Source organism: Arthrobacter sp. D1-29, from assembly GCF_054130585.1.
Window position 1 is genome coordinate 413,367 of sequence record NZ_CP096383.1, and the last position, 21,424, is coordinate 434,790.

The 21,424-nt window shown below is 64.8% G+C and carries 21 protein-coding genes and 1 pseudogene; 14 read left to right on the plus strand and 8 right to left on the minus strand.

From position 1 onward, the window contains the following. The first annotated feature begins 20 nt into the window (after positions 1–20). The 9 genes and pseudogenes from M1E17_RS01980 (at position 21) to M1E17_RS02020 (ending at position 7,073) form a co-directional block, all read left to right on the plus strand. Positions 21–575, plus strand: a complete 555-nt coding sequence (locus tag M1E17_RS01980; protein ID WP_457965091.1) for a cysteine hydrolase family protein — start codon at positions 21–23, stop codon at positions 573–575. 108 nt (positions 576–683) lie between these two features. Continuing rightward, positions 684–986, plus strand: coding sequence for an urease subunit gamma (locus tag M1E17_RS01985; RefSeq protein ID WP_457965092.1), 303 nt, complete (start codon positions 684–686; stop codon positions 984–986). 8 nt (positions 987–994) lie between these two features. Then, positions 995–1,351 (plus strand): urease subunit beta, encoded by a 357-nt coding sequence (locus M1E17_RS01990; protein WP_457965093.1) that lies wholly within the window; start codon positions 995–997, stop codon positions 1,349–1,351. After that, positions 1,348–3,105, plus strand: a complete 1,758-nt coding sequence (gene ureC / locus M1E17_RS01995; RefSeq protein ID WP_457965094.1) for an urease subunit alpha — start codon at positions 1,348–1,350, stop codon at positions 3,103–3,105. The genes M1E17_RS01990 and ureC overlap by 4 nt, the downstream gene beginning before the upstream one ends. A gap of 100 nt (positions 3,106–3,205) precedes the next feature. Further along, entirely contained in the window at positions 3,206–3,691 is a 486-nt protein-coding gene (gene ureE / locus M1E17_RS02000; RefSeq protein ID WP_457965096.1) for an urease accessory protein UreE, read from the plus strand. Further along, on the plus strand, positions 3,672–4,370 hold the full coding sequence (locus M1E17_RS02005; protein ID WP_457965097.1) for an urease accessory protein UreF: 699 nt from the start codon (positions 3,672–3,674) through the stop codon (positions 4,368–4,370). Before ureE ends, M1E17_RS02005 begins: the two co-directional genes overlap by 20 nt. Before the next feature lie 28 nt (positions 4,371–4,398). Next, positions 4,399–5,016: an urease accessory protein UreG gene (gene ureG / locus M1E17_RS02010; RefSeq protein WP_457965099.1), complete on the plus strand. Its 618-nt coding sequence runs from the start codon at positions 4,399–4,401 to the stop codon at positions 5,014–5,016. Beyond that, a complete protein-coding gene (locus M1E17_RS02015) occupies positions 5,013–6,026 on the plus strand; it encodes an urease accessory protein UreD (RefSeq protein WP_457965101.1) in 1,014 nt (337 codons plus the stop codon). The genes ureG and M1E17_RS02015 overlap by 4 nt, the downstream gene beginning before the upstream one ends. After that, positions 6,026–7,073: pseudogene (locus M1E17_RS02020) on the plus strand (HoxN/HupN/NixA family nickel/cobalt transporter). The gene M1E17_RS02015 and the pseudogene M1E17_RS02020 overlap by 1 nt, the downstream one beginning before the upstream one ends. A gap of 62 nt (positions 7,074–7,135) precedes the next feature. Here the strand turns inward: M1E17_RS02020 and M1E17_RS02025 are convergent. Then, positions 7,136–7,738 carry a TetR/AcrR family transcriptional regulator gene (locus M1E17_RS02025; protein ID WP_457965103.1) on the minus strand — a complete coding sequence of 201 codons (603 nt, stop codon included), beginning with the start codon at positions 7,736–7,738 and terminating at the stop codon, positions 7,136–7,138. Positions 7,739–7,905: 167 nt separating this feature from the next. Here M1E17_RS02025 and M1E17_RS02030 point away from each other — a divergent pair, with 167 nt between their 5' ends. Both M1E17_RS02030 and M1E17_RS02035 read left to right on the plus strand, forming a co-directional pair. Continuing rightward, positions 7,906–9,363, plus strand: coding sequence for an APC family permease (locus M1E17_RS02030; protein ID WP_457965104.1), 1,458 nt, complete (start codon positions 7,906–7,908; stop codon positions 9,361–9,363). Next, complete coding sequence (locus tag M1E17_RS02035; RefSeq protein WP_457965106.1) at positions 9,353–11,038, plus strand: amidohydrolase; 1,686 nt, start codon at positions 9,353–9,355, stop codon at positions 11,036–11,038. The genes M1E17_RS02030 and M1E17_RS02035 overlap by 11 nt, the downstream gene beginning before the upstream one ends. A gap of 16 nt (positions 11,039–11,054) precedes the next feature. On the opposite strand, the gene M1E17_RS02040 is transcribed toward M1E17_RS02035, so the two are convergent. Together M1E17_RS02040 and M1E17_RS02045 are read right to left on the minus strand one after the other, a co-directional pair. Further along, the gene (locus tag M1E17_RS02040) at positions 11,055–11,507 is read right to left on the minus strand and encodes a transferase (protein WP_457965107.1); all 453 of its coding nucleotides are present in this window, start codon (positions 11,505–11,507) and stop codon (positions 11,055–11,057) included. A gap of 132 nt (positions 11,508–11,639) precedes the next feature. Continuing rightward, a complete protein-coding gene (locus M1E17_RS02045; RefSeq protein WP_457965109.1) occupies positions 11,640–12,167 on the minus strand; it encodes a MepB family protein in 528 nt (175 codons plus the stop codon). Between the two features lie 140 nt (positions 12,168–12,307). On the opposite strand from M1E17_RS02045, the gene M1E17_RS02050 reads away from it, so the two are divergent. Next, a complete protein-coding gene (locus tag M1E17_RS02050) occupies positions 12,308–13,060 on the plus strand; it encodes a GAF and ANTAR domain-containing protein (protein WP_457965110.1) in 753 nt (250 codons plus the stop codon). A gap of 63 nt (positions 13,061–13,123) precedes the next feature. Here M1E17_RS02050 and M1E17_RS02055 read toward each other — a convergent pair whose 3' ends face one another. The 4 genes from M1E17_RS02055 to M1E17_RS02070 all read right to left on the minus strand — a co-directional run bounded on the left by M1E17_RS02055 (position 13,124) and on the right by M1E17_RS02070 (position 17,171). Further along, positions 13,124–14,098 carry a carbohydrate kinase family protein gene (locus M1E17_RS02055; RefSeq protein WP_457965112.1) on the minus strand — a complete coding sequence of 325 codons (975 nt, stop codon included), beginning with the start codon at positions 14,096–14,098 and terminating at the stop codon, positions 13,124–13,126. Positions 14,099–14,191: 93 nt separating this feature from the next. Continuing rightward, a complete protein-coding gene (locus tag M1E17_RS02060; protein WP_457965113.1) occupies positions 14,192–14,986 on the minus strand; it encodes an ATP-binding cassette domain-containing protein in 795 nt (264 codons plus the stop codon). Next, complete coding sequence (locus M1E17_RS02065; RefSeq protein ID WP_457965114.1) at positions 14,983–16,029, minus strand: ABC transporter permease; 1,047 nt, start codon at positions 16,027–16,029, stop codon at positions 14,983–14,985. The genes M1E17_RS02060 and M1E17_RS02065 overlap by 4 nt, the downstream gene beginning before the upstream one ends. Positions 16,030–16,058: 29 nt before the next feature. Beyond that, on the minus strand, positions 16,059–17,171 hold the full coding sequence (locus M1E17_RS02070; RefSeq protein WP_457965115.1) for a substrate-binding domain-containing protein: 1,113 nt from the start codon (positions 17,169–17,171) through the stop codon (positions 16,059–16,061). Between the two features lie 164 nt (positions 17,172–17,335). On the opposite strand from M1E17_RS02070, the gene M1E17_RS02075 reads away from it, so the two are divergent. Together M1E17_RS02075 and M1E17_RS02080 are read left to right on the plus strand one after the other, a co-directional pair. Continuing rightward, complete coding sequence (locus M1E17_RS02075; protein WP_457967937.1) at positions 17,336–18,334, plus strand: LacI family DNA-binding transcriptional regulator; 999 nt, start codon at positions 17,336–17,338, stop codon at positions 18,332–18,334. A 42-nt stretch (positions 18,335–18,376) separates the two neighbouring features. Further along, a complete protein-coding gene (locus M1E17_RS02080) occupies positions 18,377–18,670 on the plus strand; it encodes a putative quinol monooxygenase (RefSeq protein WP_457965116.1) in 294 nt (97 codons plus the stop codon). Between the two features lie 92 nt (positions 18,671–18,762). Here the strand turns inward: M1E17_RS02080 and M1E17_RS02085 are convergent, their stop codons facing one another. Continuing rightward, positions 18,763–21,237: a GH32 C-terminal domain-containing protein gene (locus tag M1E17_RS02085; protein ID WP_457967938.1), complete on the minus strand. Its 2,475-nt coding sequence runs from the start codon at positions 21,235–21,237 to the stop codon at positions 18,763–18,765. Between the last annotated feature and the right edge of the window lie 187 nt (positions 21,238–21,424).

Sequence of the window (21,424 nt, forward strand, 5' to 3'; positions counted from 1 at the left end):
TGTATTTGAGGGGTGGTCACATGATTGCGTTGCTGGTCATCGATATGCAGAACGCCTACTTTGAGGATCCGGCGCTCGCCGCGAGGCAGGAACGGATCGTGGACGCGTGCAACGAACTGCTGAAAGCCTTTTCCTCCAATGGCCATAAGGCGCTGCTGATTGGCACCGAGCACGAGCGGGACAAGTCCACTTGGTCCCTTAACATGCTCGACGACGGCCAAGGCTTCATTTTCCGGGGCACCGAACAGGCCGAATTTGTTCAGGGCCTGGCCACCGATGGCCTGCCCCAACTGGTCAAGACCCGGGACAGCGCGTTCGTGGGCACCAACCTCCTGGCCAGGCTCCGGAACTGGGACGTTGACGAGGTGGTGCTGGCCGGCGTCTCCACCCACAACTGCATCGCCCAGACAGCTGCCGACGCCTTCGCCCGGAACATCCGGGTCACCTATGCCAAGGACGCGGTGGGATCCGAGAATGACCAGGCGGCTGAGGACATGCTGCGGATCCTGACGGCCGAGTACCGGCAGGCTGTCCAGACCAATAAGGAGATCCTGGGCAGGTTAAACGGCGTGTGAGCCTGCGCCGCCCTTTGCGGCAACAACCAGACTGTCTGAAACGTTCCGGAAACCTCCACGGCCTACGCTGGTCACACGCCAATTCCAGCGGCCGTTGAAGGGAACCTGATGCATCTGATGCCCCGTGAGCAGGAAAAGCTCATGATCGTAGTGGCCGCCGATCTGGCCAGGCGCCGGCAGGCCAGGGGTTTGAAGCTGAACTTCCCGGAGGCCGTGGCCATCATCAGCTACGAACTGATTGAGGGGGCGCGGGACGGCCGGACGGTGGCGGACCTGATGAGCTACGGCACCACGCTGCTGACCCGCGAGGACGTCATGGAAGGTGTACCCGAAATGGTCCGCGACGTGCAGATCGAGGCAACCTTCCCTGACGGCACCAAGCTCGTCACCGTCCACGATCCCATCCGCTAGGGGCAGGCATGATTCCAGGAGAGTACATCCTTCGGTCCGAGCCCGTACCGGTAAACGCCGGGCGAAAGGCGATCGACGTCGTCGTGGTCAATACCGGTGACCGGCCCGTGCAGGTGGGCTCGCATTTCCACTTCGCGGAGGCGAACGGTGCGCTGACCTTCGACCGGGCGGCGGCGTATGGGCGGCGGCTGGACATCCCGGCCGGTACCGCGGCGCGCTTTGAACCTGGCGACAGCAAAACCATCAGGCTCATTGAACTGGCCGGAAGCCGCGAAGTGTACGGCCTCAGCAACGCCATCAACGGACCGCTCGACGGCAGCAATCCTGGCGGCGGTCCCGGTTCCGGCAAGGAGGGGACAGCATGAGCTTCGACCTTCCGCGCAGGCAATACGCTGACCTGTACGGCCCGACGACGGGTGACAAAATCCGCCTGGCCGACACCGAACTTTTCCTGGAGATCGAAAAGGACCTCACCGTTTACGGCGAGGAAGTGGTGTTCGGTGGCGGAAAGGTGATCCGCGACGGCATGGGCCAGAACGGCCAAGCCACCAGGGACGGGAACGTCCAGGGCGCAGACGTCCCGGACACCGTCATCACCAACGCGGTCATCCTGGACTACACCGGCATCTACAAGGCGGACGTCGCGCTCAAGGACGGCCACATCTTCAGGATCGGCAAGGCCGGCAACCCGCAGATTTCCGACGGCGTGGACATCGTCATCGGGGCCAGCACCGAAATCATCGCCGGGGAGCGCAGGATCCTCACGGCCGGCGGCGTGGACTCCCACATCCACTTCATCTCCCCGGACCAGGTACCCACGGCCCTCAGCAGCGGGATCACCACCATGGTGGGCGGTGGCACAGGTCCCGCCGAGGGCACCAAAGCCACCACTGTCACGCCGGGAAAATGGCACATCCAGCGCATGCTTCAGGCGGCGGAGGGCCTGCCCATCAACATCGGGCTGTTCGGCAAGGGGCACGCATCCGCCGTCGAACCTCTGGCCGAGCAGATCCGCGCCGGCGCCATCGGGCTTAAAGTCCATGAGGACTGGGGCTCCACCACCTCCTCGATCGACACCTCGCTGAAGGTGGCCGACGAATACGACGTCCAGGTGGCCATCCACACGGACACGCTGAACGAGTGCGGCTTTGTGGAGGACACCATCCGCGCCATTGACGGCCGCGTGATCCACACATTCCATACCGAGGGTGCCGGCGGCGGACACGCTCCGGACATCATCAGCATCGCCGGGCTGCCCAATGTCCTGCCCGCCTCCACCAACCCCACCCTTCCCTACACGCGCAACACCATCGAAGAGCACCTGGACATGCTGATGGTCTGCCACCACCTGAACCCGGACATCCCGGAGGACGTGGCCTTCGCTGATTCCCGCATCCGGGCCGAAACCATCGCCGCCGAGGATGTGCTGCAGGACCTGGGCATCTTCGCCATCACGTCCTCGGACTCGCAGGCGATGGGCCGCGTGGGCGAGGTGATCACACGCACCTGGCAGGTGGCAGACAAGATGAAGAAGCAGCGCGGGGTGTTGCAGGACCCCCGCGGGGAGAGTGCCGCCAGCATGCACGGCTCCGAGGACAGCGACAACTTCAGGCTCAAGCGCTACGTGGCCAAGTACACCATCAACCCCGCCATAGCGCAGGGGATGGCGGACTCCATTGGCTCGGTGGAGGAGGGGAAGTTCGCGGACCTCGTCCTCTGGGACCCGGCGTTCTTTGGGGTGAAGCCGGAGCTGGTCCTTAAGGGTGGCCAGATTGCCTACGCCCTGATGGGTGACGCCAACGCCTCCATCCCCACCCCGCAGCCGCGCACCATGCGGCCCATGTTCGCGGCGTTCGGCAAGGCGTTGCAGCAGTCCTCCATCACGTTCCTGTCCCAGGCCGCGATTGATGCCGGCGTCCCGGAGGAGCTGGGGCTGGAGAAAGTCATCCGGCCTGTGTCCGGCATCCGCTCGTTGACCAAGGCCGACCTGAAATACAACGACGCCACCCCTGACATCCAGGTGGACCCGGAGACATACCAGGTGACGGTGGATGGCGAAGACGTTACGTGTGAACCGTCCGACGTGCTGCCCATGGCCCAGCGCTACTTCCTCTTCTGACTCCCGAACCCTTGATCTCGCGACCCCCTGATCTCCCGAACCCTTGATTTTCCGACCCGTGATCTCCCGACCCGTGACTTCCCGAGCAAAGTAGCCTGACATGATCATCGAAAAAGTCCTTGGCAACCTCCACGAGCTGCCCACCGCAGACCTCGCCGCCTACACGGGCATGCACCGCGAAAAGGTGGTTCTTCCCAGTGCGGAGCTGGTCAAGCGCATCCAGCGTGTCACCACGGACCACGGCCAGGAGCTGGGCATCCGGCTCCCCTCCGGCTCGGACGACCTGCGGGACGGCGACATCCTGCACGTCGCCGGGACCAACATGATCGTGGTGGCTGTGCTCCCCACAGACGTGCTGGTGATCTCGCCCGGGTCCGTCTACGAGATGGGCGTGGTGGCGCACTCCCTGGGCAACCGCCATCTGCAGGCCCAGTTCTTCGACGCGTCCTCGGAGTACGGCGCCGACGTGATGGTCTGCGCCTACGACCACACCGTTGAGGACTACCTCAAACACGTCGGAGTGCCCTACGCCCGCCAGGAACGCGTGATGCCGGTGCCTTTCCGCCATGCCGAACACAGTCACTGATCCGGCTCCTGCGCCGGCCTACCAGTTGGCGTTGCAACAGCTCACTGACTCGGCGCTCCCCACGGGGGCCTTTGCGCATTCTCTTGGCTTTGAGACGTACATCGACCGGGGGCTCATTCATGATGAGGCTTCTTTTGGGATCTGGCTCAGTGTGTTCACAAGGCAGCAGCTGACCTACTCCGACGGGCTCGCCATCCGGTTTCTTTACGAAGGCACCCCCCTCACAGAGCTGGATGAGCTGTTGTCCGCGCAACTGCTTCCCCGGCAGCTGCGCGAAGCCAGCATCAAGATGGGCACCCGCCTGCTCGAGATCGGCTCGGAAGTCTTCCCTTCGCCTGAGCTGGAACTGTACCGGGACCTGGTGATCACGGGCCGCGCTGCAGGCCACCAGCCGCTGGCGTTCGCCGTCGTCGCCCGTTCACTGGGAGTGCCCCTGAACGGGGCGCTCGCCGCCTACCTTTTCGCCTGCGTCACCTCCCTGACGCAGAACGCCGTGCGCGCCATCCCGCTGGGCCAGAACGCCAGCCAGCGGCTGCTGCGGAAGGCGGCCGACGACGTCGCTGCCGCCGTCCGGCAGATCGCTCACCTGACGCCGGACGACTTCGGGGCTGTCAGCCCCGGACTGGAAATTTCGCAAATGCGGCACGAACACCAACGCGTCCGTATGTTCATGAGCTAGCTGTGCTTTGAATTCAAAGGAGAACAACGTGTCTGAACCCATCAGAATCGGCATCGGCGGCCCGGTGGGTGCCGGCAAAACCCAGTTGGTGGAGCGGCTCACCCGTCACATGAGCGGCGAGATTTCCATGGCCGCCATCACCAACGACATCTACACCATCGAGGATGCGAAGATCCTGGCGGCCAATGGCATCCTGCCCGTGGACCGGATCATCGGTGTGGAAACCGGCGGCTGCCCGCACACCGCCATCCGGGAGGACACGTCGATGAACACGGCGGCCATCGAGGAGCTGAAGAGCCGGCACCCGGACCTGCAGGTCATTTTTGTCGAATCCGGGGGCGATAACCTCTCCGCCACCTTCAGCCCCGAGCTGGTGGACTTCTCCATCTACATCATCGACGTCGCCCAGGGCGAAAAGATCCCCCGCAAAGCCGGCCAGGGCATGATCAAGTCCGATCTGTTCATCATCAACAAAACCGACCTCGCCCCGCACGTCGGCGCCGACCTCTCCGTCATGGAGCGGGATTCGCGAGAGTTCCGCGGTGCGAAACCCTTTTGCTTCACGAACCTCAAAACCGACGATGGACTCGACGCCGTCATCTCCTGGATGAGGCGCGACGTCCTGATGCTCGACCTCGCTCCATGAGCACGACGGTCGGGTCCAGCCCGGCGCCTTCACCGGATATTGGGGGCCGTGCCCGTCCCCAGGCGCTCCCAATCGTCACAAGCTCGGATCGGGGCCCTCGCGCCAGTGGGCCCCCCACGAGTGCCACCACGCCGCGGCCCCCAATATCCGGCTCCACCGCCTCTGCGCTTGACGCGCCTCGCGGTGTGCTTGAGCTCGTAATCAGTGAACGGGGCGGGAGATCCGTTGCGTCCCGGCAGTTCCATGAGGGCGCTCTTCGTGTTTTGCGGCCGCACTATCTGGATGACTCTGGGCAGGTTTGTTATGTCGTGGTGAATCCTGGCGGGGCTTATCTTGGGGCGGATCTCTTTGTTGTGGATCTTGAGGTGCGGGACGGGGCGGACCTGTTGCTCACTACCCAGTCGGCGACCAAGATTTACCGTACCCCCGGGTCTTTCGCGGAGCAGCGGATGGCGGTGCGGCTGGGGGAGGGAGCCCGGCTGGAGCTGATGCCTGACCAGCTCATTGCGTACCGGGAGGCCAGCTACCGGCAACGGACGCAGATCACGGTGCGGCCGTCGTCGAGCCTTGTGATGGCCGAAGTCATCACCCCGGGGTGGTCACCGGAGGGGACATCCTTTCGGTACGAGGAACTGCGGCTGCGGAACGAGATCCACGTCGACACCGACAGCGGGGTGGAGCTGCTCGCACTGGACAGCGTGCTGATCCGTCCCCCGCTCAACGATGTCACTGGCCTGGGATTCATGGAGGGCTTTAGCCACCTCGGTTCACTGATGGTGGTTGATGCCCGGGTGGACCAGGCGCTCGCCGACGAACTGCTCACGCTCACCAACGAACACAGGGCCTACACGGGCGTCTCCCTGACCAGGACTGTGGCCGGAACCACCGGTGTGGCGCTGCGATCGTTGTCCAACAGCACGGGGGAGCTGAACCGCCTGCTGGCTGCATGCACCGCACTTCTCCGCAAACGCTGGTCCAGGCAGGAACCGCTGAACCTGAGGAAGTACTGATGGGAGCACTCACCCGGTTGGCCATCATGTACCGCGGGCGGGAAAGGCTGCCGCTTCGGATCCGCCTGGCCTTCACGTTCGGCGCGGTGGCCGCACTGCATGCAGCCGCCGCCGGACTTCTGTTGGCCGGCGGCTCAAGTGGCGGGCACCCGCTGGCGTGGGGACTGGTGCTCACCGCCTATCTTGCCGGCGTCAAGCACAGCTACGACTGGGACCACCTCGCCGCGATCGACAAACTCCACCCGCGCGTTCGTGGCGCGGCGGCAGGACCCCGTGAGCGTGGGCTTCGCCTTCAGCCTGGGGCACAGCTCGGTGGTTGTCCTGGCCGGCGTCCTGGTGGTGGCCGGCGCCGGCGCGGTGGGGCAGCTGATGGAGGAAGGCACAGCGGGAAACCTGGCGCTTGGCCTGATCGGCAGCGGGGTCTCGGGACTCTTCCTGCTGGCCATGGGCACGTTCAACGGCTCGGCCTTTGTCCGCGCGGCGCGTCTTTACCGGACTGTTCGGAATGGCGGACGCGTGGCCGTCGAGGACCTTGAAGCAAAGGGATTTGTGGCCCGGCTCCTGGCCAGGCCGCTGTCCCGGGTCCGGCGGCCGCGCAACATCTACGTCATCGGGTTCCTGTTTGGGCTGGGTTTTGACACCGCCACCACCATCGGCCTGCTGGTGATGGCGACGGCGGCCTCGCTGGCCGGTGTTTCACCCCTCGCCCTGGTGGCGCTGCCGCTCGCATTCACGGCGGCGATGACCTTGTGCGATTCAGCCAACGGGGTGGCCATGATGCGGATGTACACGTCCGCACTGGAGGATCCGCGGCGGAAGCTCGGGTTTAATGCCGTGGTCACTGGCATCTCGGCGGCCTCGGCGCTGTTTATCGCCGTAATCACCCTCGCGGGTTTCTTCAACGCCGCCCTCGGGCTGCAGGATCCGCTGACCACGTGGCTGGGCGCCGTGGACCTCGGGGATGCCGGGCTTATTCTCGTGGCCCTGCTGCTGGGGATCTGGGGCGTTGCCTCCCTCAAAGGGCAGTTCCGGGCAGCGGCACCCTGAGCGCGTTGACTCCCTCACTGAGGCTTACATCACCGGCACTTGCCTCACTGACGCCTACATTTTCAGAGCTTCGCCTTCAGCCCGCCGATAATCACGTCCAGTCCGAAGTCGAAGGCATGCCCGCCGCGTTCCTCCGGTGGGCCCGCGTTGCCCACCGCCCGCTTGAGGGTGGGGTAGCCCTCGGCCGGCGGATCCCAGACAACCTCCGGAGCCGCCAGGTCCAGGGCGGCGCCCAGTGCGAAGCTGTCGATGGTTGAGATGCCGGCCACCACATCCCGCCCACGGAAGCCGGCACTTTCCAATGCCAAGGCCAGATCCTCGTAGAGGCCGATGACGTCCGGATCGGTGATGGACTGCAGCACCAGCAGCGGTGCCAGCCGCGGATGTCGGGCAAAGGCGTCCCTGTAGGCGCGGATCAGGACCCGCAATGCGGCCTCCCACTCCTTGTGGTCTACCGGCGGATACGGCTCCTCGGTGATGATCCTGTGACGCAGCAGTTCCAGGATCTCGTCCCTGCCGCTGACGTGGTTATAGATGGACGACTGGCTGACGCCGATCTTCTTCGCCAGCTTCGGGAAGCTGAAATCGCCGCTTTCGTCAACCAGCTCCAGGGCGGCAGACGTGAGGGCCTCCACGGATATCAGCGGGAGGAGCGGGCGCCCCATGGGTTCTCCTGACTGCAGCTTTTGAACATCCAACCCAGCCTAGCGGGGCGGACGCAAACCGGGCCAAAGATAACAGATTTTCCAAACCTATTGTGCTCTGTGCCACACATCTTCATAATAAAACGAAAGGCTTTCGTTTATGAGGGCTTCCATGAAAGGACGGACCAGTGCCGGATACGCAAACCAGACCACAGTCGTCGTCCGCGGACGGCGCCCTCAAGCGCAATGCCCTGGGGACCGGCGGCATCGCCTTCCTCGTTATCTCGGCAGCGGCTCCGCTGACCGTTATGGCCGGGGTCGCCCCCATAGCGATCGGCGTCGGAGGCATCGGCGCCCCCGCCGGCTATCTCCTCGCGGGCCTTGTCCTCACCCTCTTCGCCGTCTCCTTTATGGCCATGACGCGCCACGTCAAGGCCTCCGGCGGCTTCTATACCTACATTTCGCTGGCCATGGGCAGGACCATGGGCCTGGCCTCCGCCATCCTGGCGATCGTTTCCTACAACTGCCTCCAGATCGGCGTCTACGGCCTCTTCGCCGTCCAGACCCACGACATGCTCAAGGTCCTCTTCGGGCTGGAGGTGCCGTGGCCGGCCATCGCGCTCGCCGCCGTCGCCGCCGTGTGGTTCCTCGGCTACAGGGGGATCGACGTCGGCGCGAAAGTGCTGGGTGTGCTCCTGGTCGCAGAGACCGGGATCCTGGCCGTGATGGGCGTCGGCATCCTCAGCAGCGGCGGGGCAGACGGCATCGGCATGGCTTCCTTCAGCCCGGATCAGGCATTTAGCCCAGGTGTCCTGGCCATCCTGGGGATCTGCTTCGCGGCTTTTATGGGCTTCGAGTCCACCGTCCTGTACCGTTCGGAGGCTCGGAATCCGGACAGGTCAGTGCCGCGGGCCACGTACATCGCCGTGGGCTTTATGTCCGTTTTCTACGCCTTCATCGTCTGGACGGTCGTGCAGGCCTATGGCGAAGGCCGCGTGGTGGAAGCTGCCGGGGAACTGGCCGGCGGGATGTTCTTCCAGACCATCAACCAGTACGTGGGTCCCTGGGCGGAAGCGGTGATGTACGTCCTGATCGTCACCAGTGTCTACGCCTCCCAGCTGGCCTTCCACAACGCCATAAACCGATACGTCTACATGCTGGCGCGCGACGGCGTGCTGCCGGCCTTCCTTGCCCGCACCCACCCCAGGTTCCAGTCCCCGCATCGGGCAGGCCAGATCCAGACCCTCCTCGCCGCGGTGGTCATCAGCATCTGCGCGCTCCTGAACGCCGACCCGTACCAGCAGTTGCTGATCTGGGTAAACACTCCCGGAATCTTCGGCATCGTTGGGCTCCAGGGCCTGGTTTCGGTGGCAGCCTTCCTCTACCTTCGCCGCAATCCCGCTGCGGCCACCCACAGATTTCTCATTCCCGTCAGCCTGGCGTCCGCCATTCTGCTTTTCGGAGCAGTGCTGCTCATCGGCCTGAACATCGAGCTGCTCACCTTTGCTGACAGCATCACCAACACCATCCTCATCCTGGTCATGCCCGTGGTCTTCCTCGCCGGACTCCTCACGGCCCGCTGGGTACGCCGCCACCGTCCCGAAACCTTCGCGCAGATTGGAAGCTTCGAAACCCATGAATCCTGACCTGATCATCCTTGCCGGCACCATCCATACGATGGAAACCAGCTCCACGGCCAGCCCGGCCGGGACACCGCCCCAGGCCGTGGCTGTCAAGGACGGCGTGATTGCCGCCGTCGGAACACGGGCGGAAGCTGAAAGCTGGCGGGCCGCAGAGGTCATTGACTTTGGCCAAGCCGTCCTGACGCCCGGCCTGGTGGACTGCCACATGCACCCCGTCCTGGGGCTGGAACTCACCCGCGGCTGTGACTTGTCCGGTGCCTCCAGCCTCGGCGAGGTGCAGGCGATCTTGCGGACTGAAACGTCAGCAACCCCCGCCGGCGACTGGGTCAGGGGCTGGGGCCTGGATCCCAATCTGTTCGGCTCAGCTGCTGCCCACCGCGGGCTGATTGACGACGTCGTCCCAGGGCGGCCGTGCCTTGTCCGGCTTTTCGACGGGCATTCGGCGCTGGCAAACACCCTTGCGCTCGATATCACGGGCATCACTGGCCCCCGTTCGTTTGACCAGGCCTCCGAGGTGGTCTGCGATGCCGGCGGGACACCCACAGGGCTGCTGCTGGAGGCAGCCGCCGTCGAGCTGGTTGCCCGTGTGATGCCCGCCGAATCCTTCGCCGCGCGGAAGGAGCGTCTGGCGGAGCTCTTCACGCAATTTTCCAAGTCAGGGCTGACGGGCGCCCACGTTATGGACTGCGGGGAGGGCTCCCTGGAGCTCTACCGCGCGCTCGAAAACGACGGCGGAAGCACCGACGGCGGCAGCGCCGGAGGAAGGGACGGGTCCGACGGCGGCCTTCCGCTGCGCCTGCGGATCTCGCCGTGGTGCATGCCCGGCAGCAGCCGGACGGAGTGGCTCGGGCTCGCTGAGCGGGTGGGAACCCTGGCGGGGCGGCGCTGGGAGGTGGCCGGCATCAAACTGTTCGTTGATGGCACGGTGGACAACGGAACCGCCTGGCTGTTTGAACCTGACGTGTACGGGGAGTCGGTTCGCCCGTTCTGGCCACGGCCGGAAGAATACGCCCAGGCCGTTCGGTTCTTTGCCGGCCGGGGCATTCCCACAGCCACCCACGCCATCGGCGACGCCGGGGTGGCCGCCGTGCTGGACGCCTTTGAGGCACTGCCGCCGAGTACTCCGCCGGCAGTGCACCGGATTGAGCATCTCGAAACCGTCCCGGACGCGCTGGTGGACAGGTTTTCCCGTTCCGGCCTGGTGGCAAGCATGCAGCCTTCCCACTGCACGCACTACTCCCGGGCTGACCAAACTGACAACTGGTCCACACGGCTTGGTGCTGAGCGGGCCAACAACGCCTGGCGGTGCGGGGACCTTCGCGCTGCCGGAGCCACCCTTGCCCTCGGCTCGGACTGGCCGATCGCCCCGTTCGAACCCCTGCCCATTCTGGCCGATGCGCAATTGCGCCGGCGGGCCGGCCACCCTCATGACGAGCCGATCCTGCCGGGGCAGGCTCTCACAGCCCTGCAGGCTTTAGAAGGCTATACGTCCCATGCAGCCCGCGCGGCAGGGGAGTGGGCGGTCTCCGGTTCCGTCACAGTTGGCAAGCGCGCGGATTTCACGGTGTTTGAAGTCGATCCGCTTCTTGCTGCCCCGGACGAGCTGGCCGCCGCCCGGGCAGTGGCCACCTTTGTGGACGGCGTGCCGCAGCACCTGGCGGTGGGGTCCGCCAGGTAGCCGTCCAGGGCCGGACCTAGGCCGCCAGGCCGTGGTCCGGCCTGCGGGGCGGACGCTTCCCGGCCGGGCCGCGGCGCCGTCGGCTTGCCTCTGCCACTACCCGTCCCCGCTCGGGCACGGTGGTATCGGCATGCACGTGGGAGCCATGGCCGATCAGGGCGCCGGCTCCGATCCGTGAATGGCTTCCGATATGAACGCGGCTGCCGATGACAGATCCGTGGCCTACGTACACGCCGTCGCCGATGACCGTGCGGTCGCCCACCTTCGCCTCGCGGTCGATCCAGCTTCCACGCCCTACGCGTGCCCCGGGACCGACTTGTGCGCCGGGTTCCACGTAGGTCATTGAACCGATGCGCGCACTTTCAGCGACGTCGGCCCCTGGCCCAACAAAGCCCCCTCCGTTGGGGTGCCGCAGGTAGCGGGTGACCTTGCCGGCATCATCTTCTACAGATTCGAACTTCCTGCTCATTCCGTTCCTTATTCAGGGCACGGTGGAGTTTCCCGCGCCACTATTGTTAACGCCTGAATGGCCCTAAGGATTCCCGGGAATGTCCTCATGTTGGGCCCCCGGACATCCACAGCCGGACCTCCTCAGTTGTGGTCAGGGTGCCGTGGAAGAAGCACCTCTGCCAGAACGTGGGGACAGGACTCCTGACACTCCCTGGAGGGGGTCCGGAATGGGAAAATAGTGCTCCAGCTGCCAGCCCTGGGTAGCCAGGGCGGTACGGCTGGTGGGATGGGACCACGGCGGGTAGACACGCAAGGCGCGTTTGCCGCCGTCGAAATCCTTCGACACCACGCCCCCCAGGACCAGGGCAGCCTGAGGGAACACGAATTGCCCCAATTCCCCGCCACAGCGGGTACTGACCACAAAGATGTCAATGCCGTCGGAAGTATCGAAGGGGCGGATGGGCCTGGCGCCGGCTTCAGAGCGCTGCCAGAGCGTGACGAACTGGCCAATCTTCGTTGGCGTGGTCCTGGCACTGCGGAAGACGGCCGTTTGACCGTGGACGGCGAACGTGTGGGCCCCGTAATCAGCGCTCTCCGGCGCGGCAGTGGGTTCTGACCAGGCCAGGCCCAAGGCAGTGTATTCGGCGAGGGTCAGGACCAGGTCCGGCGGCAGCAGCATCCCCGGATTTTACCTCTGCACGGAAAACGTCCCTTTTGCCGGGAAAAACCCCGGGGTAAGCTGTGCTCACCGTCTCTGCAGTAGGCGGCCAAGCCTGGCTGGTCACACTTTCAGCCATGCTCTGTGTTCAGGGGGGAACCATGGTAGCTGCGAAAGTTTCGGAGAATGAAGTTTTTAAGGATGTTGCCCAGCGCCTTCAGGATCTTGTGTTGGACAGTCCTGAAGTGGGCCAGTTCCTTGAGGAACTGGCTGCATACTCTGCCGACCGGCTCAGCAGTCCGGGGCGTGAAGTGTCCTGCGGGATTACCGTTGTCAGGCATAAGAAGGCCACCACCGTGGCCAGCAGCAGCCCGTGCGCACGGGTGATGGACGAGCTGCAACACGAATATGGTGACGGGCCGTGCCTGACGGCCATGCGTGACATGGTCACGGTCCTGGTACCGGATCTCAGGCAGGAGCGGCGCTGGCCCGGCTATGTCGAGGCGATCACGGGCCTGGGGAACAGGTCCGTCATCGGGATTCCGCTGCCGTTGGAGGGCCAAAGCCGGGCAGTGCTGAACCTCTACAGCCGGTTGCCGCACGCGTTCAGCGGGGAGGACATCGCCAGTGCGGAAGCTTTTGCGGGGCAGGCATCCAAAGGCCTGCGGCTGGCGCTGCGGCTGGGGCAGCTGCAGGACACCCGGGACGACATGAGCGCCGCGATGAAATCCAGGACGGTCATTGACCTGGCCACCGGCGCCATCATGGCCCAGAACCGGTGCGGGCAAAGCGCTGCGTTCAAGGTCCTGGTGGAAGCATCCAACACCCGCAACATGAAGCTCCACCACGTGGCCGCCCGCGTCCTTTCGTCGCTCGCGGGCAGCGCCATCACGTCCACGTATTTCGACGAGTAGTCCCGTACTTCAGGCGACCGCGGGGGTTTTAGGCGACCGCGGGGCGACGGCGGCAGGCAACCTTTAGGCGACGGCGGCGGTTCCTGTCACCGCTGGCTCCGCCGCGGGTTCCGCCGCGAGTTCCGTTGCCGTTGGCGGGTTGGCGCCGGGCCTGCCTACCGTGATGGCGGCGGCCTTGGCCGCGGTCCGCCCGAGGCTATCCAGGACGTCGGCTGCGAGCCCTTCAGTCTTCCGTGCAAGCAGCCCGTAAATCAGCGCCGCCATGTAGGAATCGCCTGCCCCAATGGTGTCCGCCACTACGGCCCTGGTGGCTGGAACGTGTAGTGTGGTGGCCGCAGTGGCCAGAAGAGAGCCTTCGGAGCCCCGCGTCACCACGGCAAGCCCAGAGCCCAGCCCAAGGATCCTGGCCGCCACCTCTTCAAGGCTGTGGCCGGGGTAAAGCCAACCAGCATCCTCGTCGCTGAGCTTCACCACATCGGTCAGGGGAACCAGGTCCTCAAAAATGGACCGCGCCTCGGCCTTGCTTCCCAGCAGGGCGGGCCGGATATTGGGGTCGTACGTCACGATGCATTCCCGGTGCGCCTGCTCAAGCAGTGTCCTCACCGTGCCGGCACCCGGGGAGAGGAAAGTGGCGATGGATCCCGTGTGGAGCACCTTGGGAAGGTAAGCGGGAGTAACCGCTGCCAGCTCCCAGCTGATGTCGAATTCATAGCTGGCCGAGCCATCGGCTGCGATCGTTGCGGCGGCGGAGCTGGTCCGCCCCGCAGACCTGGAGCCGGGCAGGAGGTCGACGCCGGCACTCCGGAGATGCGCCTCGATCGCCTCGCCCCGGGCATCGTTCCCCAGCGACGTGAGCAACGCAGTGGGGACACCCAGCCGGCCCAGGCCGTAGGCAACGTTCATCGGCGACCCGCCAGGGTGCTCCACACTGACGTCGGCGGAGCTGACAATGTCCACCAGTGCCTCCCCGATAACAACGACATCGGGAGCGGCTGCAGGCAGGGGAGTGCCGGAGGCGGAAGGGGAATTCGTAAGCACGGTGCGCCTTTCAGGGAGCCGTCCGTGGGCCTCCTCACTTAGGCAAGTGGAAGGCCCGCGGACGGAATGGGTTGGACCGGATGGTGCTGCGGATTAGGCTGTGGCGGCACCGGTCATGATTGCCACTGCATCGGTCATGGTGTGTGATTCCGGCGTGATGGTTGCCGCACATTTGCCGAGGCGCTGGATGTGGATCCTGTCGGCCACATCAAACACGTGGGGCATGTTGTGGCTGATCAGGATCACCGGCAGCCCGCGGTCGCGGAGGTCCCTGACCAGCTGCAAAACCTGGTTGGATTCCCGGACGCCCAGCGCCGCCGTCGGCTCGTCCAGCACAACCACCTTTGAACCGAACGCAGCGGCACGGGCCACAGCGACCGCCTGGCGCTGGCCGCCTGAAAGGTTCTCCACCGGAACGGTGACGTCCTGGAGTGTGGAGATGCCCAGCCGGGTCAGCTCTTCCTTTGCCTTGCGGCGCATTCCCTTGATGTCCAGGACCCGGAAGATCTTGCCAAGCGGGCCGGCCAGCCGTTCTTCCCGGCCCAGGAACAGGTTGGAGGCAACGTCCAGTGCCGGTGAGACGGCAAGGTTCTGGTAGACCGTTTCGATCCCGTAGGCCCGGGCGTCCTGCGGACGCTTGAAGTGGACCGGCTGGCCGGACACTTTCAGTTCGCCCGAATCCGGGATTTCCGCACCTGTGAGGCATTTGATCAGGGTGGACTTTCCCGCGCCGTTGTCCCCGATGATCGCCAGGACTTCGCCCGGGTAGAGGTCAAGGCTGACACCGTCCAGGCCCACCACCCGGCCGTAGGTCTTGACGAGGTTCCTGGCCTGCATGATTGGCTGGCGGACTTCGGTCCCCGTGGACTCCTGATGCGTGGCGGTCATGATTTCACCTTTCGGATCCACTGGTCGATGGACACAGCGAGGATGATAAGGACGCCTACGGCGAGGGTCTGGTAGAGCACATCCAGTCCGGCCAGCGAGAGTCCGTTGCGGAACACACCCACGATCAGTGCGCCCAGGAGCGAACCCCAGACGGAACCGCGCCCGCCGAAGAGGCTTGTTCCGCCGATCACGACGGCGGTAATGGAGTCCAGGTTCAAGTCCACGCCGCCGTTGGGGCTGGCTGCGTTGGTCCGGCCGATCTGGATCCAGGCGCCGATGGCCAGTACGGCTCCGGCGGTGAGGTAGACGCTCATCAGGACGCGGTTGACCGGGATACCGGCAAGGCGCGCGGCCTCCTTGTCATCGCCCACTGCGTAGACATGCCTGCCCCAGGCTGTCTTGCCCAGGATGAATGCCATGGCGATGTAGAGCAGCAGCATCATCACCACGCCGGTGGAGATGCGGACCGGGCCCACCGGGAAGGTGCTGCCCATCCACGTCAGCACGTCGGGCATGCTGGAGCCGCGGACCGTGGAGCCGCCCGAATACAGCAGGGTCAGGGCGATAAAGATGTTCAGGGTTCCGAGCGTCACGATGAACGGTGGAAGCCTGAACCTCGTGACCAGGAAGCCGTTCAGCGCTCCCGCGCCGAGCCCCACCACCAGCCCTGCGAAGAGCGCCAGGGGAGCCGGCAGTCCGTTGCTGACCGAGAGTTGCGCCACCACCATGGAGGCCAGGATCATCACGGCGCCAACGGACAGGTCGATGCCGGCAGTGAGGATGATGAGGGTCTGGGCGATCGCCAGGGTACCCACCACCGACACCTGCTGGGTAATCAGGGAAAGGTTCTCAAACCGGAGGAACCTGTCATTGAGGAGCCCGAACACCACCACCGCGATAAGCAGCACGATCGCGGGGCTGAGGGCCGGATAACGGTGCAGGACGTTGCGGATGCGGCTAAGGGTTGTCTGCCGGTCGAGGAATTCCTCGGCCAGGTCTGCCTGCCCCGCTGCGGGCGGGCCTGCGGTCTGTTGCTGTGTCATGGTTGCTCCCGGGGTTCTTCCAGCGGCCTTTACTTGCCCCAGCAGATTTGGCTGGCTTCTGACGTGGTGATGCTCTTGACGCCATCGGCCGGGGTATCGGTCACCAGTTCAACTCCGGTGTTGAAGAAGTCCAGGCCTTCGGAGTTGGCAGGCTTCTTTCCGGTCTTGGCCAGTTCAACAATGGCCTTGACGCCCATCTCGGCCATTTTGACCGGGTACTGCTGGGCCGTGGCGCCAATGATGCCGGACTTGACGTTGTCAACGCCGGCGCAGCCGCCGTCCACCGACACGATCAGGACGTCCTTTTCCTTGCCGGCTGACTTCAGGGCCTCGTAGGCGCCTGCCGCGGCCGGCTCGTTGATGGTGTAGACAACGTTGATGTTCGGGTTCTTGGACAGCAGGTTCTCCATGCCGGTGCGGCCGCCGTCCTCGGCACCCTGGGAAGCCTGGCTGCCAACGATCTCGTAGTCGCCGCCCTTGCCGCCGGTGTACTTTCCGGTCTTCGCTTCGTCGCCGTTCTTCTTGGCATCCGCGGTGTCAATGCCCAGACCGGTCAGGAAGCCCTGGTCGCGGTTGTAGTCCACGGAAACAACCTTGTCGTCAAAAAGGTCCAGCAGGGCGATGGTGGCCTTCTTGCCGCCCAACTGCGCCGCGGTCCATTCGCCAATCAGTTCGCCGGCTGCGAAGTTGTCGGTAGCGAAGGTGATGTCGGCGGCGTCGGCCGGGTCCGGCGGGGTGTCCAGGGCGATAACAAAGAGGCCGGCATCCTTGGCCTTCTTCAGCGCGTCCACCACGGAAGGACCGTTCGGTGTGATCAGGATGCCCTTGTCTCCATTGGAGATGGCGTTTTCGATTGCCTGGATCTGGGTGTCCTCGTCGCCGTCGGCCTTGCCGGCTGCGAGCTTGAGATCCACGCCGTCCGCCTCGGCAGCCTTCTTGGCGCCGTCCTGCATGGAAACGAAGAACGGGTTGGACGTGGTCTTGACGATGAGCGAAACGCCCACCTTTTCTCCGGATTCGGTGCCGGAGGTTGCCGGGGAGCTGCCGCCGCAGGCCGTGAGGCTGAGGGTGGCGAGCGTCAGGACGGCGCCCGCGGCAGCCAGGCGGCGGGCGATGGTGCGCGGGGTCTTGGAAGTCAACATTGAATCTCCTGTGTTCGTGGCACATCCCGTGCCTGACAACGATGTCAGCCATCATGTAATCAGCGTCACACGCTATAGTCAAGGTAAATTCGATGATGAAGGACGAAGTCATGACAACGATGTCTAATCGTTACCAAGCGGCAACGGCAAAGGATCGGCCCACCATGCGGCATGTCGCCGCGCTCGCCGGCGTAGGTATCAAGACCGTTTCCCGCGTGATGAATGATGAACCGGGCGTCTCTGAGGCCACCCGGCAGCGTGTCCTCGGCGCATCGCAGCAGCTCAATTACCAGCTGGACCTGGCCGCCGGAAGCCTGCGCCGTGCGGGCCGGCAGACGCTGTCCATCGGGCTCCTGCTGCCCAGTGTGGCCAACCCGTTCAGCAGTGAAATCCACCGCGCGCTCGAGGATGCCCTGGCCACCCGCGGGATTGCCGTTTTCGCCGCCAGCCTGGACGACGACGCCGAACGGGAAAAGTCCCTGGTGGCCGCGTTCCTTGGCCGGCGCGTGGATGGGCTGGTCCTCACCCCCATTGCCAAAAGCCAGTCATACGTCATACCGGAGCATTCCCGAGATCTGCCCATGGTGTTTATTGACCGCGAACCCGTAGGGATTGAAGCAGACGCCGTGGTGACGGACAACGCCGTGGGAGCTGCCCGGGCGGCGGCCCACCTGATGGCGCACGGCCACACCAAACTTGCCTATCTGGGTGACCGCACTGACATCCAAACGGCCCGCGAACGGCGCCGCGGCTTCCTGGAGGAGCTGGGTAGGGCCGGCATCCCGACGTCGTCCGTGCCTGTCCGCGAAGGCCTTCACAACGAGGAATCAGCCCGGCAGGCGGCGCTGGAAGTCATGTCAGGAGAGGACCCGCCCACGGCCATTTTCTCCAGCCAGAACCTGGTCACGTTTGGAGCCATGCGCGCACTGAAGGAGCTCGGAGCCAGCCGGAGCACCGCGCTGGTGGGGTTCGACGACTTCACGCTCGCGGACATGATGGACCCCGGCATCACCGTGATTGCACAGCACCCCGAGAGGATCGGAAAACTGGCAGCGGAGCGGCTGCTTGCCAGGATCGACGGCGATGACCAGCCGGCGCAGACCTACATCGTTCCAACCGAGCTCATCCAGCGGGGTTCCGGGGAGCTCCCGCCCGTCCGTTGAACCGCAACCAACCAGCCAGAACCTAACCGAGGGGAAAGATCCATGACCAAAACGCTGTACGCCGAATTTACCGTCAAACCCGGCAGCGAGGCCCGGGTGGCCGAGATGATGCAGGAACTGACCGAGCATGTCCGCCGGGAGCCGGGCAACCAGCTGTTCCTGCCCTACACCCGGGAAACAAACCCCCGCGAGTACTTCGTCTTCGAGGTCTACCAGGACGACGCCGCGTTCCAGGAACACATCAGCGCCGACTACGGCGCACGGTTCAACGGTGAGCTCTCAGGCCACATCGAGGAGGACGGCTCCGTGCTGACCTGGCTCCAGCCGGTCGCCTGAGGCCCAAGCCCCAGACATAGGCTTGTCCGCGATTCCGCCCCATGAAGGCGGGGAATCGCGGACAAGCCCAGGATTGCTCCGGTGTTTGGGGCCTAGCGGTCCTTCACCGGCTTGGTCTGTCCGCTGAACATCGAAGAATCCAGCGGAGTAACAGTGATCGATTTCAACCGGGCTGTTCCGCCGTCGGCAAAGAGCGCCACCTGACGGGCGCCGGCTTCGGGAAAGACCTGATCGGTGATGGTCCGGAGGCCGCCCTGGGCGAAGACCTCAACGGAGGACCTGTCCACGTAGATCCGCAGCGTCACGTTGCCGTTGGCGTCGGGCGTCACGGGCGCCGAGTCCACCGAGGTGAACAGCGGGTGGAAGGCGGTGTTCCCGGAGTTCCGCCGGTCTACGTAAACCTCCCCTGCTGCCTGGTCGTAGCCGATCACCGTGGACGTGGTGCCGCTCCCCAGGACGGTGATTCCGGCTTTCGCGGCGGTGCCGGGAGCAAATGTCACATCAATTCGTTGTACCTGGCCGGAGGCAGCGGCCGGCAGCGCCGTGGTGCCCGGCACAATGTCCCGTGCCTGCTTTTCGGCGTAGCCCACCCTGGTCCCCAGGGAGTCAACCTGTTTCACCGCCTTCTGGGTCAGCCGCGGGCCGGCTGCCGTCTGGGTCAGTGCCACCTCGCGGGGAAGGGACATGGCGCTGCGCCATGGTGAGGTGGGGATGGTGTTGGCGTAGTCCCAGTTGTTCATCCAGCCGAGCATGATCCGCTTGTCCTGCGGCATGTTGGCGAAGGAGACGGAGGCGTAGTAATCCCGGCCGTAGTCCAGCCAGTCATAGCTCTGCAACCGGGGTGCCGCCGCGGTTGGCGAGGCAATGAATTCGTCAGCCAGGATGTGCCCCCAGCCGAAGCGGTTGTTGTCCACCACCCTGATGCTGGCCTGCCGACCCTTGAATTCAGCAACGTTCCACGAGGCCCAGTCCAGGACTTCACTGTTCGCGCCGGTTGCCGAGCGGACCACATCCCCGTCCACCACGAGGTTCACGGTGGTCTCGTCCGAGCGCGGGACGGCGGCCTGGTCGGTGAGCATCACGTGGTCCAGGGTCAGGTGGCCCCAGCCTCCGGTGGCCTGGTCCACGATCCGCAGCTGGGCGGTCTTTCCGGCAAACTCCGAAACATCCCACCCCTTCCAGTTGAGCTGGCCGGCGTCGTCCCCGGCCAGGCTGCGCACCACGCTGCCATCCACCAGGAGCTGGGCCTGCAGGGTCTGCCCGGTTTCCGCAGCCCTGTGCCCGCCGCCCACCAGCATGCTCATGAAGTTTTTGGACAACGTGAACGACGGCGATGTCAGGGTTCCCTGCCTGTCGTCGCCGGGAGCGCCCCCGGTTTCGAACGTATTGATGCGCTTGGCGCCGATGTAGTAGTCGCCTCCGGCGGTAGCTGGCTGGAATGCGGGCGCCAAATCGTCCGTTCCGGTCCAGCCGGCGTCGGCAAGTGTGGAACCGTCCGCACCTTCGAAGCCGTTGAAAAGCAGCTCGCCGGCCGGTGGTGTGTTGTCGAGCTTGTCCGAGACACGCGGATGCTGGCCGCCGCCCACCAGGAAGTTGAGGTAGTCGCTGGTGACGGTGAACGCCGGGGAGCTCATGGAGCCGAGCGGCCAGTCGCCGTCGTTGAATGAATTGATCAGCCCGGCTCCGGCAAAGCCGGTGACGGTGTTCTGCCCCGGGAGCGTTCCTGCCGCCGGAGCATCGCCGAAGGGGCCGTTCTTCCAGTTGCCCGGCTCGTTGTTGACCGTCCACCCGTTGTAGGTGCCGTCATTGAACCCGGCCAGGGGAGTCCCGGCAGGCAGGGTGTCACTGGGTTTGGTTGTTTCCGAGGTGAAGGTGGTCCCGTCGAAATTGCCCACGAAGTACTGGCCTGCCGATCCGCCTGCCACGCCGCCCGGGTTGATGTTGACCACCATGACCCACTTGACGTTCGCGGGATCGCCGTCCACTGCCAGCGGAAACAGGTCCGGGCATTCCCAGAGCCCGCCGGTTGCGTTGGCTGGCCCGAATTCGCTGAGCAGGGACCAGTCCTTGAGGTTGGCGGACTTGTAGAGGAGCACCTTGTGGTCTGTGGCCTCGACGACGGCCATGACCCAGTAGCCGCCACCGCCGGGAGTTTCGTACCAGAAGACTTTGGGGTCCCGGAAGTTCGCGGAATTGCGGTTGAGGACGGGGTTGGCACCGTACTTGGTCCAGGTCTGGCCATCGTCCAGGCTGTAGGCGAGTGACTGTGCCTGCAGGCCCTTGTAGGGGGAAGCGTCCTTGTAGGCGCTGGTGAAGATTGCCACCAGTGGAGGGTTTTCGGCCGTGCCGAAGCCGGTGGTGTTGTCCTTGTCCACCACCACGCTTCCGGAGAAGATGTCCTGCTGGTCATCGGTGGCGATGGCCAGCGGTTGCTCAGTCCAGTGCGTCAGGTCCGTGGACGTGGCGTGGCCCCAGGACATGTTGCCCCACGTATTGCCGGACGGATTGTGCTGGTAATACAGGTGATAGACACCCTTATGAAAGACCATCCCGTTCGGATCGTTCATCCAGTTCTTCTGGGGTGTGAAGTGGATGCCCGGCCGGTACTGCTCGCCCCCTGCCGTCTCTGTTCCGTTGAGTGCCACGTTGACGGGGTCAACCGGGGTTCTGGGCACGGCCAGTGCCTGGGATGGGCCGGCTCCCGCCAGAGCGGCGGCAAGGCTCAGGCCTGCCAGGGTGAGCGCAGAACACGCC

What these genes read in the sequence shown, in the direction of transcription:
- M1E17_RS01980 (WP_457965091.1), top strand. Translation starts at nt 21, where the DNA reads ATGATTGCGTTGCTGGTCATCGATATGCAGAACGCCTACTTTGAGGAT.
- M1E17_RS01985 (WP_457965092.1), top strand. Translation starts at nt 684, where the DNA reads ATGCATCTGATGCCCCGTGAGCAGGAAAAGCTCATGATCGTAGTGGCC.
- M1E17_RS01990 (WP_457965093.1), top strand. Translation starts at nt 995, where the DNA reads ATGATTCCAGGAGAGTACATCCTTCGGTCCGAGCCCGTACCGGTAAAC.
- ureC (WP_457965094.1), top strand. Translation starts at nt 1,348, where the DNA reads ATGAGCTTCGACCTTCCGCGCAGGCAATACGCTGACCTGTACGGCCCG.
- ureE (WP_457965096.1), top strand. Translation starts at nt 3,206, where the DNA reads ATGATCATCGAAAAAGTCCTTGGCAACCTCCACGAGCTGCCCACCGCA.
- M1E17_RS02005 (WP_457965097.1), top strand. Translation starts at nt 3,672, where the DNA reads ATGCCGAACACAGTCACTGATCCGGCTCCTGCGCCGGCCTACCAGTTG.
- M1E17_RS02015 (WP_457965101.1), top strand. Translation starts at nt 5,013, where the DNA reads ATGAGCACGACGGTCGGGTCCAGCCCGGCGCCTTCACCGGATATTGGG.
- M1E17_RS02025 (WP_457965103.1), bottom strand. Translation starts at nt 7,738, where the DNA reads ATGGGGCGCCCGCTCCTCCCGCTGATATCCGTGGAGGCCCTCACGTCT.
- M1E17_RS02035 (WP_457965106.1), top strand. Translation starts at nt 9,353, where the DNA reads ATGAATCCTGACCTGATCATCCTTGCCGGCACCATCCATACGATGGAA.
- M1E17_RS02040 (WP_457965107.1), bottom strand. Translation starts at nt 11,507, where the DNA reads ATGAGCAGGAAGTTCGAATCTGTAGAAGATGATGCCGGCAAGGTCACC.
- M1E17_RS02045 (WP_457965109.1), bottom strand. Translation starts at nt 12,167, where the DNA reads ATGCTGCTGCCGCCGGACCTGGTCCTGACCCTCGCCGAATACACTGCC.
- M1E17_RS02050 (WP_457965110.1), top strand. Translation starts at nt 12,308, where the DNA reads ATGGTAGCTGCGAAAGTTTCGGAGAATGAAGTTTTTAAGGATGTTGCC.
- M1E17_RS02060 (WP_457965113.1), bottom strand. Translation starts at nt 14,986, where the DNA reads ATGACCGCCACGCATCAGGAGTCCACGGGGACCGAAGTCCGCCAGCCA.
- M1E17_RS02065 (WP_457965114.1), bottom strand. Translation starts at nt 16,029, where the DNA reads ATGACACAGCAACAGACCGCAGGCCCGCCCGCAGCGGGGCAGGCAGAC.
- M1E17_RS02070 (WP_457965115.1), bottom strand. Translation starts at nt 17,171, where the DNA reads ATGTTGACTTCCAAGACCCCGCGCACCATCGCCCGCCGCCTGGCTGCC.
- M1E17_RS02075 (WP_457967937.1), top strand. Translation starts at nt 17,336, where the DNA reads ATGCGGCATGTCGCCGCGCTCGCCGGCGTAGGTATCAAGACCGTTTCC.
- M1E17_RS02080 (WP_457965116.1), top strand. Translation starts at nt 18,377, where the DNA reads ATGACCAAAACGCTGTACGCCGAATTTACCGTCAAACCCGGCAGCGAG.
- M1E17_RS02085 (WP_457967938.1), bottom strand. Translation starts at nt 21,237, where the DNA reads ATGAACGATCCGAACGGGATGGTCTTTCATAAGGGTGTCTATCACCTG.